Source organism: Roseovarius sp. MBR-78 (assembly GCF_040547535.1).
GTDB lineage: Bacteria > Pseudomonadota > Alphaproteobacteria > Rhodobacterales > Rhodobacteraceae > Roseovarius.
The window spans coordinates 307,524-321,277 of sequence record NZ_JBEPPX010000001.1 but is presented as its reverse complement, the minus strand read 5'-3'; the positions used below and the strand labels follow the sequence as shown (position 1 = coordinate 321,277).

7 protein-coding genes are annotated in these 13,754 nt (G+C 70.0%); 1 reads left to right on the top strand and 6 read right to left on the bottom strand.

The window, feature by feature from the left end:
* Positions 1–300 precede the first annotated feature (300 nt).
* The 6 genes from ABIE58_RS01605 to ABIE58_RS01580 all read right to left on the bottom strand — a co-directional run bounded on the left by ABIE58_RS01605 (position 301) and on the right by ABIE58_RS01580 (position 12,907).
* Complete coding sequence (locus ABIE58_RS01605; protein WP_354542919.1) at positions 301–4,023, bottom strand: translocation/assembly module TamB domain-containing protein; 3,723 nt, start codon at positions 4,021–4,023, stop codon at positions 301–303.
* On the bottom strand, positions 4,023–5,852 hold the full coding sequence (locus ABIE58_RS01600; RefSeq protein WP_354542918.1) for an autotransporter assembly complex protein TamA: 1,830 nt from the start codon (positions 5,850–5,852) through the stop codon (positions 4,023–4,025). The genes ABIE58_RS01605 and ABIE58_RS01600 overlap by 1 nt, the downstream gene beginning before the upstream one ends.
* An 83-nt stretch (positions 5,853–5,935) precedes the next feature.
* Positions 5,936–9,046, bottom strand: a complete 3,111-nt coding sequence (locus tag ABIE58_RS01595) for an efflux RND transporter permease subunit (protein WP_354542917.1) — start codon at positions 9,044–9,046, stop codon at positions 5,936–5,938.
* Positions 9,043–10,155 carry an efflux RND transporter periplasmic adaptor subunit gene (locus ABIE58_RS01590; RefSeq protein ID WP_354542916.1) on the bottom strand — a complete coding sequence of 371 codons (1,113 nt, stop codon included), beginning with the start codon at positions 10,153–10,155 and terminating at the stop codon, positions 9,043–9,045. Before ABIE58_RS01590 ends, ABIE58_RS01595 begins: the two co-directional genes overlap by 4 nt.
* A gap of 85 nt (positions 10,156–10,240) precedes the next feature.
* On the bottom strand, positions 10,241–12,376 hold the full coding sequence (locus ABIE58_RS01585) for an ATP-binding protein (protein WP_354542915.1): 2,136 nt from the start codon (positions 12,374–12,376) through the stop codon (positions 10,241–10,243).
* Between the two features lie 12 nt (positions 12,377–12,388).
* On the bottom strand, positions 12,389–12,907 hold the full coding sequence (locus ABIE58_RS01580; protein WP_354542914.1) for a putative pterin-binding protein: 519 nt from the start codon (positions 12,905–12,907) through the stop codon (positions 12,389–12,391).
* A 181-nt stretch (positions 12,908–13,088) separates the two neighbouring features.
* On the opposite strand from ABIE58_RS01580, the gene ABIE58_RS01575 reads away from it, so the two are divergent.
* Entirely contained in the window at positions 13,089–13,700 is a 612-nt protein-coding gene (locus ABIE58_RS01575; protein WP_354542913.1) for a response regulator transcription factor, read from the top strand.
* Positions 13,701–13,754 lie beyond the last annotated feature (54 nt).

Sequence of the window (13,754 nt, the reverse complement as noted above, 5' to 3'; positions counted from 1 at the left end):
GTCAACAAGGCCGAACCGGCGCACACCCGCCCATGCGGCGCGCGCTTACGCGCCGCATGGGCCCATAATAGCACAATCTCCAGACACAAGCCCGAAGGGCGCCGCGCGATCGTCATGCCAAAGGCATGCCTCCAGCATGACGCCGTCCCGCGGCCTAGCGATTCTGAGAGGGCGCGCATCTTATCAGGATCACAAGGGCTTGGCTGGGATAAAGTGGCCGTCACCGCCGTCGTACCGCTAGTCCCCGGCCCAGCGACCGCGCGGCTCGCGCAACCTCCCCTCCAGACCAATCCCCTGCCCTCAGTAATCCTTCTCGAAGAACAGCCCGATCCCGGTATTGCCGTCGCTCGCCGCGCTGCCCTTGGCGGTGAGGCTGCGCGAGAGGTCGAGGTTGAGGTTGATCTTCTGCCGCCCGGTGCTGTCGGCGGTGATCTCGGTATAGACCTTGTCCGAAATATAGGTGCCGGCGCTCACCTCGGTGTCGCCCTCGGCGGTTTGCTTGACATCAAGATCGTTCAGCCCGAAAGCGCCGCGCAACCGCCCCACCAGCCCGCCACCGCCGCCCGAGAGCGTTGCCACCGCATTTGCAAGCTGCGCCGCCTGCAAGGGCGAGATGGTATCAAGCCCGCGCCCGAAGATGAGCCGCGCCACGATTTCCTCCTGCGGCAGGTCCGGCGAGGAGGCAAAGCGCACCTCGGGCGCGCTGGCCAGCCCCTCGATGATGACCCGCAGATCGGTATCGTCCACCGTGGTTTCGGCGACAAAGCGCAGCCACGGATCGAGCGAGCCTTGCATGGTCACGCGCCCCTCGGTCAGATCGAGCCGCTTGCCGAGAATGTCGAGCCTGCCGCGACGCAGCTCGAAAAACCCGGCGGGGGCCACGGCCTCGGTGGTGCCGCCGATGCGCACCTGCCCGCCAAGCTCGGCATCGAGCCCGCGCCCGCGCACGAAGATGCGCGCCGGGGCGCTGATGGCCAGATCGAGCGCGTAGGGGCGGGCGGGCGTGTCGCGCGCCGCCGTCTCGATGAGACCCGCGCGCGCGCGGGTGGCGTGCGCGGCGGCAGGCTCGCCGATATGGCGCAGCCCCGGCAGGGTGGCGCTGTCGGGGCCAAGCCCCGAGGGGATGCGGATCTCGGTGTTCTCCAGCACGATCCCGCCGCCGATCCGCGCGCCCCCGGCAAGCGGGCCGCGCACCGTCACCGTGCCACCCACCGTGGTGGTATAGATCAGCCGGTCGGTCAGCACCGCGCCGCCAAGCGCAAGCGTCAGATCGCCGTCAAGGCCCGGATCGAGCGAGACCGGCCCCGAGACGCGTACCTGCCCGCCATCGCGCAGCCGCGCGGTAAAATCGGTCTGCACCCGCCCCTGGCCAAGCTGCGCGGCCCCCGTGAGATCGTCGATGGCCAGCCCGGCATCCGGCACCGACACCTGCGCGCCTTGCGTCTCGATACTGCCCGAAAGCGCATCAAGCCCCGGTGCGCCCTTGGCCCGCAGGTCGAACCCTGCGCTGCCCGAGAGCGCATTGGGCCGGATCATCCCGTTGACCAGCGCCAGCGGCAAGCGCCCCGCCGCCGCCAGATCGAGCCGCGCGCCGTGATCGAGCACATCGCCCGAGACCCGCGCCGTAGTGCCCCCCGGCCCGGTGGCATCAACCGCCAGCGCGATGCGCCGTGCCTCGGGGCCGTGCAGCGTGACCGTGCCCCTGGCCGCGACCGGTCCGGCAAATTCGGGCAGGAACAGCCCCAAATTGGCCAGCCGCGCGTCGATCTGCACCGGCCCGCCCGCGCCGCCGCCCTCGGCGTCGAGCGAGAGTTGCGGGGTTGCGAGGCGGATTTGGGAAATTGCGATCTGCTCCGCCGTGCGGCTGGCCTCTGCCGTCAGGTCAAGCTGCCCGGCAAGCAGCCGGTCAAGATCGGGCATCCCGGTGGCGAGGCCACGCCCCTCGGCACCGAGCGTGATATCAAGGCGCTGCCCGCCCGCCATGCCCTCGCCGCTCAGGCTGGCGGTGATCCGCCCCTTGAGCGGCTGCCCGGTGAGCGCGGCAAAGCGTGCGAGGTCATCGGCGCGCAGGCTTAGGCGGCCCGCGACCGGCACTCCCTCGGCCTCTGGCTCGATGGTGCCATCGGCGGTAATCTCGGCCCCCATCGCGGCGATGTCGAGCGCCGTGAGCGTGACCGCGCCGCCCGCCTGCCAGCCGATCCCGCCCTTCACCTGCGCAGGCCCGTCAAGGCGGCGGTCGGCCAGCGCCAGATCGCTCAACGTGGCGGTAAGGTCGAGCGCGCCGCTCTGGCCATCGAGACGGCCTTGGGCGGTGGCGTTGAGCGTGCCGTTATCGAGGCGCAGAGTATCAAGCACGGTGCCGGTGGTGTCGCGCCGCGCCTTGAGCGCCAGCGTGCCGGGAGCTGCGATCAGCGGGTCGATCTGCGCGATGCCAAGCGCCAGCCGCTCGGTCTCGGCCTCCAGCGCCAGATCGAACGCGCCGCCCAAAAGGCTGCCCGAGCCGGTGAGCGTCGCGCCCGCCGCCCCCGCCAGATCAAGGCCGGTGAGCGCGGCAAAGCGCGCGAGGTCGGGCGCGTCGAGCCGCGCGCTGCCCGACACCGGAAAGCCCTCGGCCAGCGCCGCGATGCGGCCATTGGCGGCGAGCGTCGCGGCCCCCGAGACCACGCGCAGCCCGCGCAACAAGAGCGGCGCACCCTCGCGCCACTCAAGGCTGGCATGGCCCGACAGCGCCGACCCGGCGGCCTCGGCCAGGCCTGGATAGGCAAGGTCGAGACCGTCCAGCGCAAACTCGGCCAGCGCGGTCAGCCCGCGCGGCGCGACGCGATTCAGCCGCCCGCGTGCCGAAAGCGTGGCCCCGGCAATCGTGACCTCGGGTTGCGCCAGATCCGCCAGCGTCACCTCGGCGCGCCAGCGGTCGCCCCGCGCGGCATCGTAGCGCGCCGCGATACTGGCCTGCCGCAGCGTGACCGGCCCCCCGGCCACCGGCAGGCGCACCGGCCCGGTGCCATCACCGATCTGCCCGGTGAGGTTGAGGCGCTGCGGCCAGCCTGCGGCATCAAGCGCAAGGCGGCCATCAAGCGTCACCTGCGCCGCCTCGAGATGCAGCCGGGCGATATCGAGCGCGCCATCCACCGCCCGCGTGCCGCGCAGATCAAGCGCGCTGCGGCTGCCGAAAAAGGGCCGGAACTCCGCCGCCATGAGCGGGCTCAGATCGCCCTCAAGCTGCGCGTCGAACCGGGTGCCGCCGCCCGCGTCGCCGGTCAGGGTTACGCGGCCCGTCACTCGCTCGGTGCCATCCGTGGCCAGCCGCAGATCGGCGGCATAGGCATCGAGCGGGGCCTCGCCCGCGACGCTCAGCGCAAGGGCAGGGCGGTCGGGCAGGCCAAGCACCGTGGCCGCGATCCCGCCCGGCCCCTCGTCGAGCGTCAGATCGAGCGCCAGAACCCGGCTTTCGTTGTCAAAGCCCGCATCGAGCACGAAGGCCCCGCGCGCGCCGTCACGCCGCTCAGCCACGATCCGCGCCGACGCGGCCCCGCCGCCAAGCGACAGCGCGCCGGTCAGCGTGAGGCGCACCTCCTCGCCCAGCACCGGCGCGCCGATCACGATGGTTTGCGCCTCAAGCGCGCCGATCCGCACCGACACCGGCAATTCCGGCAGCGCAAAGGGCTGCGCCTGCGCCATCTCGGGGCTGAGGCCCGGCGCGGGCAGGGGCGGGCGCAGCAGCGCGATTTCTTCCGCCGCGAGCCGGTCCACCTCGATGCGCCCCCGCAAGAGCGCCGCGCGCGTCCAGTCGAGCGTGACGCCCGAGAGCCGGAGCCAGACGCCATCTGCATCGGCGATGCTCAGCGTCTCGATCTGCGCGCGGCTCGACAGTGCACCCTCGAACCCGGTGATGCGCACCTCGCGACCGGGGGCCGACAGGCTGTCCTCCAGCGTGCGTTCGAGAAAGCCGCCCGCGCCCTGCGCCAGTGCAGGCGGGGCCAGAAGCGCAAGAAGCGCAAGGAGGATCGCCAGATAGCGCATCAGAACGCCTGTCCTATGCCGATATAGATCTCGAATTCCTGCCCCGCGCCGCCATCGAGCGGCGTGGCCAGATCGACGCGGATCGGCCCCACCGGCGTGAAATAGCGCGCGCCAAACCCTGCGCCGCCATGCCATTCGCCGGTGCCCGATCCAAGCGCATCCTCGCCGATGAACCCGCCATCGGCAAAGGCCACGGCCTGCACCTTCTTGCCGATCATGGCGCGCAGCTCTCCCGAGACGCCCAGGAACGACCGCCCGCCCACGGTGATCCCCGGTGCCAGATCAACCCCGAGCGATTGGTAATCCTGCCCCCGCACCGTGCCCGCGCCGCCCGAATAGAACAGCATGTCGGCGGGCACGTCGATCACGTTCGCCCCCGCGACAGAGCCAAGCTGCGCGCGTCCGGCAAGGATAAAGCGCCCGCCCCCGTCAAGGCCGAGATAATCGCGCAAATCGGCATGGAGCCGCGCCCCGCCGCCGCCCTGATCGAGCCCGGCAAAGGGCGTCAGCACCACGTCGAGATAGCGCCCCTCGCGCGGGTTGAGCGGATCGTCGCGCCGGTCCCATGTGGCGCGCAGCGGCAACAGGATGTGTTGCACCTCGCGCTTGCCCAGATCGTCGGTAATCTCGGAAAACCGGTAGGTGATCCCCGCCTCGGCGGTCAGCTCGTCGGAAAAGACATGGGTCAGCCCGCCGCCCAGTTCGGCCTTGCGCTCGCGGTAATCGGGCTCGTCGCGATCCTCTATATTCGCGAGCACAAAGGCCCCCGTGTCGGGGGTGAATGTCGCCGGCCGGTCGAGCCGCGCGCCGAGGCGGAAATCCTCGCCGTCTGAATCGTCCCCCGAATCGCCGCTCGACTGGCCGCCCAATCCGCCCACCATTGCGTCGATGCGCAGCCGCTCGGCCCCGCCCAGCAGGTTGCGGTGCAGCCAGAAGCCCGAGAGCGTCACCCCTTCGAGCGAGGCAAGCTCTGCCCCCACACCGACGCGGCGGCGCTTGGCATCGCTCACCCGCGCCGTGATGTCGAGCGTGCCATCGGGGTTGGGCGCGTCGGCCTCCTGCAGGCGCACGGCGCCGAACGCGCCGCTGCGGCGCAACCGGTTTGCCGCATCCTCGACCGCGTCGGGCGCGAACACCCGCCCCGTGGGCAGCCCGGCAATCTCGCGGATACGCGCGGCGCGCACGCGGCTGGGGCGGTCGCCCGCGTCGATCTCCAGCGCACCAAAGCGCAGGCGCGGGCCGGGATCGAGCGCGATCCGCGCATCGAGCCGCGCGCGCGGATGGTCGGCCACGATCTCTTGGGCGGTCACGCGCGCCTTGGCATGGCCCGCGTCGCGCCAGCCCGCAAGCCCCGCGCGCGTGGCCTCGCCGATCAGCCCCGCCCTGGCGAGCTCTCCCTCGCGGAAATCTTCCGGCAGCTTCGTGCCGGGGGCGAGCGGGGCCACCTCGGTGCGGCCCAGGCGAAACGCCGTGCCGCGCGCCACGGTGATCTCGATCCAGTCGATCGCGGCAGGCGGCGACAGCGGCGCGATATCGGCGGCCTCGTGCCCGTCCACGCGGATCGAGACGGTGCCGCCATAATAGCCCTCGGCATAAAGCACGCCGACGAGGCGGGCGTAATCGGCCTGCGCGGCGGCAAGCAGATCCTGCGCGGTGCTGTCGTCCTGCGCGGCGGCGGGGGCGCTGAGCAAGGCCGCGCGCAAGGTCTTGGCAAACGCGTCGGGGGCCTGTGGGGCCGACAGGTGCACTTCGGCTGCGCGGGCGGGATGGGCGGCCAGCCATGCCAGCGCCACCGAGACCGCAACGATCCGGGCCAGAGATTTCCGCACGACAGCCCCCACCAGACACGGGGCCCTGTATCGCATCGCCCGCCCGCGATGGCCAGAGCCGTCCGCGCGGCGGCGGCGGATATTCACTCGGCCGGCTGCTTGTGCCCCGCGACCTCGTCCTCCAGCGCCGCCTCCACCGCCCCGCGTGGCCGCGTGAACCGCGCCAGCAGGTCATAAAGCACAGGCGTCACAAACAGCATCAGCAGCGTCGCAAGGCTCAGCCCTGCGATGATGACGGTGCCCACGGCGATCCGGCTCTCGGCCCCCGCGCCGGTCGCCAGCACCAGCGGCAGCGCCCCCAGCACGGTGGAAATCGCGGTCATCACGATGGGGCGCAGCCGTAGCACAGAGGCCTCGATCACCGCCTCGCGCACCGGGTGGCCCTCGTCGCGCAACTGGTTGGCGAACTCCACGATCAGGATGCCGTTCTTGGCGATCAGCCCGATCAGCAAGATTATCCCGATCTGGCTGTAGACATTGAGCGATAGCCCCCCCAGCGCCATCGCGTAGATTGCGCCGGCCACGCCGATGGGCACGGTGAGCATGATGACCACCGGGTGCAGGAAGCTCTCGAACTGCGCGGCCAGCACCAGGTAGACGATGATCAGCGCCAGCACGAAAACGAGGTTGGCCCCGCCCGCGGTATCCTTGTAGGTGCGCGATTGCCCGTCAAAGCCGAGCTTGGCCTCGGGCGGCAGGATCTCGGCGGCGATGGCCTCCAACTCTGCCAGCACCGAGCCAAGCTCTGCATCGGGTGCAAGCGCGCCCGAAAGCTGGATCGAGGGCAGCCGGTCAAAGCGGCGCAGCGACGGGGCGGCGGCGTTTTCCTCAAGCTTGACGATCGACCCCATCGGCACCAGCCTGTCACCGTCGCCCGCGCGCAGGAAGATATTACCGATATCGGTGGGGGTGCGGCGGTCGTCCGGCTCGGCCTGCAACAGGACGGGATATTCCCGGCCCCGGCTGACAAAAGTCGTCACCTCGCGCGAGGCGAGCATGGTTTGCAGCGTCGCGGCGATCACCTCGGCGGAAATGCCCAGGTCGTCGGCGCGGGCGCGGTCGATCCCGATATCGAGCTGCGGCAGGTTTTCCTCGTAGTTGATCTCGGGGTTGACCAGCCCCGGCACGGCTTCGGCGCGGGCAAGAAACGCGGTCGCCCATTCCTTGACGCTGTCGAAATCCGGGCCGCCGATCACCACGCGCACCGGCGTGGAACTGCCCCGCAGCCCAAGGCCCGCCGGCGTCACCGGAAAGCCGCGCGCGATGGTCACCTTTCCCATCTGCGGTGCAAGATCGCCGACAAGGCCCGAAATCGGGCGGTCGCGTTCTTCCCATGGGGCGAGGCGGAACACCACGAAAGAGCGCCACGCCCGCCCGCCCCAGCCGGTGAAGGTGAACACCGTCTCGATCTCGCCGCTCTCGACATAAGGCGTGAGGATCTCCTCGACCTGCCGCGCGGCCATATCCGAATGCGCCACGGTCGAACCTTGCGGGGCCGTCAGCGGCACGAAGCCCACGCCGCGATCCTCGCGCGGGGCCAGCTCGCGCGCAAGCCCGCCATAAAAAAGCGCCGCCCCCCCGGTAACCGCCAGCGCCAGCGCCAGAACCACGATGGGCGCGCGGATTGCAGCCGCCAGAAGCGCGCGATAGCCGCGCCGGATGAGCGGCTCGCGCCGGGTGGTGCCCGGTGCTGTGCCTGCTGCCGCGGCCGGACGGGCACGCGCGCTCAGCACCTTGGAGGCCAGCGCCGGGCAGGCGGTGAGCGCGACAAAGGTGGAAATCGCCACCGTTCCGGCCATGACCCAGCCGAACTCGACGAAGAGCCGCCCCACCTGTCCCGGCATGAACGACAGCGGCACGAACACGGCGATCAGCGTGACCGAGGTGGCGATCACCGCGAATGTCACCTGCCGCGCGCCGTTGAGGCTTGCCACCAGCGGGCTTTCGCCCTCCTCGATGCGGCGCTGGATGTTTTCCAGCACCACAATGGCATCATCGACCACCAGCCCAATGGCCAGCAAGAGCGCCAGGAGCGTCAGCGTGTTGAGCGAAAACCCCCACAGCCCGATCAACAGAAACGTGCCAATGAGCGACACAGGGATGGTGATGGCGGGGATGAGCGTGGCGCGACCTGAGCGCAGGAACACCAGGATCACCGCGATCACCAGCACCAGCGAGATACCGAGCGCGGTCACCACCTCGCGGATCGAGGCCCCCACGAAGAGCGCGTCATCCGATCCCACGATGATGCGCATCCCGATGGGCAGGGTGGATTGCATCTTGGCGATCTCGGCGCGCACGGCCTTGGATATCTCCAGCGTGTTCGATTGGCTCTGGCGCAGCACCCACATGCCCACCGCGTCATTGCCATTGGTGCGCACCACGGTGGTATCGTCGGCCACCCCCGGCTCTACCCGCGCGACATCGCGCAGGCGCACCGGATAGCCGCCCACCCGGTCGATCACCACGTCGCGAAAATCCTCGATGCTGGCCAACCGGCTGTTGAGCCGGACGGTGAGCTGCCGGTTATAGGATTCGACCTCGCCCGCTGGCAGCTCGATATTGGCGCGCCGCAGCGCCGCCTCGACATCCGCGACCGTCAGGTTGCGCGCCGCCAGCGCGCGGCGATCCAGCCAGATCCGCACCGCAAAGGGGCGGTCGCCGACGATATCGACGCTGGCCACACCGGCGATGGTGGCGATCCGGTCGGCGATGAAACGGTCGATGTAATCGGTGATCTCGGCGGTGGTCATCCGGTCCGAGGTGATGGCAAGCCGCATCACCGGATCGGCATCGGCATCGCTCTTGACCACCTGCGGCTCGTCGGCCTCTTCGGGCAGATCGCCGCGCACCCGGCCCACCGCGTCGCGCACATCGTTGGCGGCCACGTCGATATCGACGCCGGTCTCGAACTCGACCGTGACCCGCGACCGGCCCTGGCGGCTCTCGGAGGTGATGGTGCGAATCCCCGCGATGGCGGCCACGGCCCCCTCGACGGCCTCGGTGATGTCGGTGTCGATCACCTCGGGGGCGGCCCCGCGATAGGTGGTGGTGACGGTGACAACCGAGTTGTCGACATCGGGAAGCTCGCGCACCGACAGGTCGCGCAGCGCGGCCACGCCGAAGATGATGATGAGAAGGCTCGCCACCGCCGCCAGCACGGGGCGGCGCACGGAGATGTCCGAGAGCGTCATGTCGGGGCCTCGCCGGGGGCTGCGTCTTCCTCGGCGGTGGCGTCGCGGTCGGGCGCGACGATGTTGAGCGGGCTGCCGTCGCGCACCCGGCCAAGCCCGCGCACCACCACCGCGTCGCCCACCGCAAGGCCCGAGGTGATGGCGATCACGCCCTCACGGCGCTGCCCGGTCGCCACCGCGCGGCGCTGCGCCGTGCCATCCTCGGCGACAAAGACATAGGTTTGCGCGGCCTGGAACACGATTGCCTCTTCGGGCACCACGACGCGCTCTGCCTCGTCCAGCACCAGCGTCAGCGACAGGAACATGCCCGCAGGCAGGGTGCTGTCGGGGTTGGGGATAAGCGCGCGGGTGAGGAAAGAGCGGCTCACCGGGTCGATGCGGCTATCGACGGCGGCGATGGTGCCGGTAAAGCTGCGGCCCGGAAAGGCGGCGGCATGGGCGGTGACGCGCTGGCCGCGCGCCACTTGCGCGAATACCGTCTCGGGCAGGCCGAATTCCACCTCGACCTCGCTCAGATCGTCGAGCCGCGCCAGCACCTCGCCCTCGGTGACATGCGCGCCTACGTCATAGCCGGTCAGCCCCACCACCCCGTCAAAAGGCGCGGTGATGACCCGGTCTTCGAGCCTGCGCCGCGCGCGTTGCACCCGCGCCAGCGCCTCTGCGCGCCGCGCCACCGCCTCCTCGACGGCGGCGAGAGAGACGGCATTGGTCTTGCGCAACTGGCGCAGCCGGTCGAGCGAGTCGCTTTGCTCCTTGAGCACCGCCTCGGCCTCGGTCAGGTCGGCGCGCTGGATCGCATCGTCGAGCCGCGCCAGCACCTCGCCCTTTTTCACATGGCTGCCGGGCGCGATGTCGAGCGCGACAAGGCGGCCGTCGGTTTCCGGCACGATCTCGATGGAGCGGCGCGCGCGCGTGGTGCCGACCGCCTCGACGGTGCGCTGCATCACCCGCATCTCGGCCACGGCCAGCTCCACCGTGACCGGGCTTGGCCCGCCCTTGCCCGCCTCATCGGCGGTCTCGGCCCCGTAGGTGTCGCGCCAATAGCCATAGCCGCCATAGGCGAGCCCGCCCAGCACAGCGATCACGACAAGTTGCTTCAAGATCGACATCATATCGTGGTCCTGTGCCGGGATGGGCTCGCGTGCCCGTCATATACCTACTCCGTCTGCCGGCAAAGGCAACTCCGCGTGAGGATCACGCCGATATTCCGTGCCGCCGCAGCGCCGCGTGCGTGCGCGTCCAGACCGCCCCGAGCCCGTCGCACAGCGCGCGCGCGCGGGCCTCGTCGCGAGCCTCTATCGCGGCCTCTATCGCCGTGAGCCGTGCGTGGAGCAGCGCCGCGCCGCAGGCCCCGGCGCTGCCTGCAAGCGCGTGGATGCGCGCCGCGAGATCGCGCGGCGCGCGCCCCCCCGCCAGATCGGCCACAAGCGCCTCTGCCTCGGCCCCGAGCGCGGCCATCGTCGCTTTCATCTGCGCCTCGGGGAGCGCGCCGCGCATCTGCGCCAGATGGCTTGCGTCGATCAGTGCCGCCTCTTGCGCCGCCTGCGTCATCAGCGCCCGCAATTGCGCGCGCGACAGCGGCTTCACCTCGATCGCATCGACGCCTGCCACGCGCAGGCGCGCCGCCGTCTCTTCTCCGTGATAGGCGGTGAAGGCCACGATCCGGGTGGCCGCGTTCGCGCCCCCGCCCGCGCGGATGCGCCTGCTCGCCTCGATCCCGTCAAGGCGCGGCATGGCCACATCCATCAGGATCAGGTCGAACGGGGTTTGCGCGGCGGCCTCCACGGCCTCTTGCCCATCATGTGCAAGCTGCACCTCGTGCCCGTCGCGCACCAGCATTGCACGGGTCACGGCGCGGCTTGCATCGGTGTCCTCGACCAGCAGCACCCGCAGCGCGCGGGGCAGGGCGGGCGCATCCCCGCCTGCCGCCTCGTCCCCCATCTCCACCGCCCCGCCCGCCACGGCGGGCAGGGGCACGCGCACGGTGAAGGTGCTGCCCGCGCCGGGGCGGCTCTTGACCTCGATGCGCCCGCCCATCGCCGCCACGATCCGCCGCGCGATGCCAAGGCCAAGCCCGCTGCCCCCGGCCTGCGCCTCCCCCGCCTCGGGCAGGCGGATGAAATCCTCGAAAATCGCCTGCAAATCCGCCTCGGCGATGCCGATTCCGGTATCGCACACGGCAAATTCCACCATATCCCCACCGCCGCGACGCGCTGCCAGGGTGATCTCGCCGCCTTGGGTGAACTTGATCGCATTGGCGACCAGGTTGAGAAGCACCTGCCCAAGTCGCCGCGCGTCGCCCAGGACCGCGCCGATCTCGCCACCGCCGAGGTCGCGCCGCAGCGTGTTGCCACGGGCCTCGGCCGCGATCCGCTGCGCCGCCACCAGATCGGCCATCAGCGCGTCAAGATCGAACGGCTCGGGATGCAGCGCGGGGCCGCCCGCTGCCGGGTCAAGCTCGGTCAGCGCCTCGTCGATATGGCTGCGCAGCGCCTCGCCGCTCAGTCGCATGATCCGCGCCTGTTCGGCCTGTCCGGCGTCAAGCGTGCTGTCCTCCAGCAACTCTAGCGCGCCCAGCAACCCGTTGAGCGGCGTGCGCATCTCGTGGCTTGTCATGCCCAGGAACCGCGCCCGCGCCTGCTCGGCGGCAAGCGCCTCGCCGCGCGCCGTCGCCATCGCCGCCTCGGCATCAAGCCGCCCGCGATAGAGCCGCCACACCAGCACCAGCAGCGAAAACAGCGCCACGAACATGAGCCCGCTCAACCCGCTCAGCGTGACGATCTGCGCGGTCAACTGCCTGCGTTCGCCGTCAGAGCGACGCGCGTCGATGGCAAGGGCCTCGGCGGCGATGCGGCGAATCGGCGGGGTCATCCGCTCGGCATGATCCTCCAGTCGGTCGCGCGCCGCCACAAGGGCTGCGTCGCCCCCGTCGATGATCGGCATTGCCTCGTCCAGGAGCGCGATTACCCGGTTCACCTCGCCCGCCGCGCGCGACCCGGCCAGCGCATCGCGATAGGCAGGCGCGGTGCGCAGGGTTACGGCGCGGCTGTATAGAAGGTCGAACCGCTGCCGCACGGCATCGAGCGTATCAGGGCTTGCCGGGTCGAGTCGGTCGAGCGCGCGCTGGAACTTGAGCCGATCCACCTCGATCTGTGAAATCGTCCATTGCAGGTTGTCGTCGCGCGCGGTGCCATAGCCACCGATCCGCGCCAGCACCTGCGACGTGATAATCACCGCCGCGATCATGCAGCCAATGGCAAAGAGCGCCAGCAGCCCCAGCACCAGCCGCTCGCGGCTCGATAGCCGGTGATGATCCTGCGCGCTCCGCATCCGGCGCGCCCCTCAGCGCGGCGCGCTATGCGCGGTGATCCGCTCAAGCTGCCAGACGCTGCGCGTATAGATGGTCTCCCGTTGGAAATCGGGGTTGGAATCGTAATCATAGACGAGCCAGAACGGCCCCTTGTCGCGCAGGCTCATCGGCGCGCCGTTGCGGCTATGGGCGATGACCGGGAAGACCGGGCCGATATCGTCGGCCCCGAGCGTCACCAGATAGTCGTTCACCGCCACAAGATCGAATTGGTCAGCCTCGATCCGGTAATGGTCAAGCAACACGGCCAGCGATACGCCGCAAAACCGCTGCGGCCCCTCGGTCCAGATCGTATGGGTGGTGAACTCGGTCTGTGGCAACGCGCCCAGCGCGGCGCGATCGAGGATAAAGTGGCGCCCAAGCTCCGGCGCTTCGATCACCAGCTGCGCGTCCTGTTGTGCCCGGAGCGGCGGGGCGGCCATCATGCCTGCCGCCAGCAGGCCGAGGGCGGCCACGCGCGCGCTCTTGATGATCGTGGTGATGCGCAGCAGCATGGCGTCTCCGGTCTGTCATAACAGCATGTTGAAGATTTCGGCGCAATTTTCTACCCCAACTATGCTTTTGAATGCTCTGGTATCCCCTCAAAAGCCATGTCATCACGGGTTTGTCATTTTCCGCAGGACGGAATACATTCCACTCCGCCGATATAAGCCCCCCTCTCTGGACGGAAACAAGATGAGCCGCATCCTGCTCGCCGATGATCACGACCTGGTTCGCGACACGCTCGCGGCCTATCTGCGCCGCGAGGGCGGGTTCGAGGTGGACGTGGCCGGCGGCTTTGATGCCGCGCTCGCAGCGGTGCGGCGTGGGGGCGGGCATGACCTAGTGCTGCTCGATTTCCGTATGCCGGGCATGGAGGCGCTTGCCGGGCTGGCGCGGATGCAGGAGGTGGCGCGCTGTCCGGTGGCGATCCTGTCGGGCACCGCCCCGCCCGAGGTGGCGCGGCGGGCGCTGCGCGCCGGGGCGGCGGGCTTTCTGCCCAAGACGCTGGCACCGCAGGCGCTCATCGCGGCGGTGCGCCGAATTCTGGCGGGCGATATCTACGCGCCGTGCGATTTCCTGACATCTGATCGCGACCCCGAGGCCGAGGCCGATATCGCGCTCACCGTGCGCGAACGCGACGTTCTTGTCGGCGTCTCGGAGGGCAAATCCAACAAGGAAATCGCCCGCGACCTTGCCATTCAGGAGGTCACGGTCAAGCTCCATCTCAAGACACTGTCGCGCAAGCTTGGCGCGCGCAATCGCACCCACGCCGCGATGCTGGCGCGCGACATGGGGCTGGCCTGACGGGACCATTCGCCAGACGGCGGCAAGGTGGGGATCACCTGGCCGACAGGTCGC

Coding starts and splice junctions, on each gene's coding strand:
- ABIE58_RS01605 (WP_354542919.1), bottom strand. CDS start 4,023: ATGCGCTATCTGGCGATCCTCCTTGCGCTTCTTGCGCTTCTGGCCCCG.
- ABIE58_RS01595 (WP_354542917.1), bottom strand. CDS start 9,046: ATGACGCTCTCGGACATCTCCGTGCGCCGCCCCGTGCTGGCGGCGGTG.
- ABIE58_RS01590 (WP_354542916.1), bottom strand. CDS start 10,155: ATGTCGATCTTGAAGCAACTTGTCGTGATCGCTGTGCTGGGCGGGCTC.
- ABIE58_RS01585 (WP_354542915.1), bottom strand. CDS start 12,376: ATGCGGAGCGCGCAGGATCATCACCGGCTATCGAGCCGCGAGCGGCTG.
- ABIE58_RS01580 (WP_354542914.1), bottom strand. CDS start 12,907: ATGCTGCTGCGCATCACCACGATCATCAAGAGCGCGCGCGTGGCCGCC.
- ABIE58_RS01575 (WP_354542913.1), top strand. CDS start 13,089: ATGAGCCGCATCCTGCTCGCCGATGATCACGACCTGGTTCGCGACACG.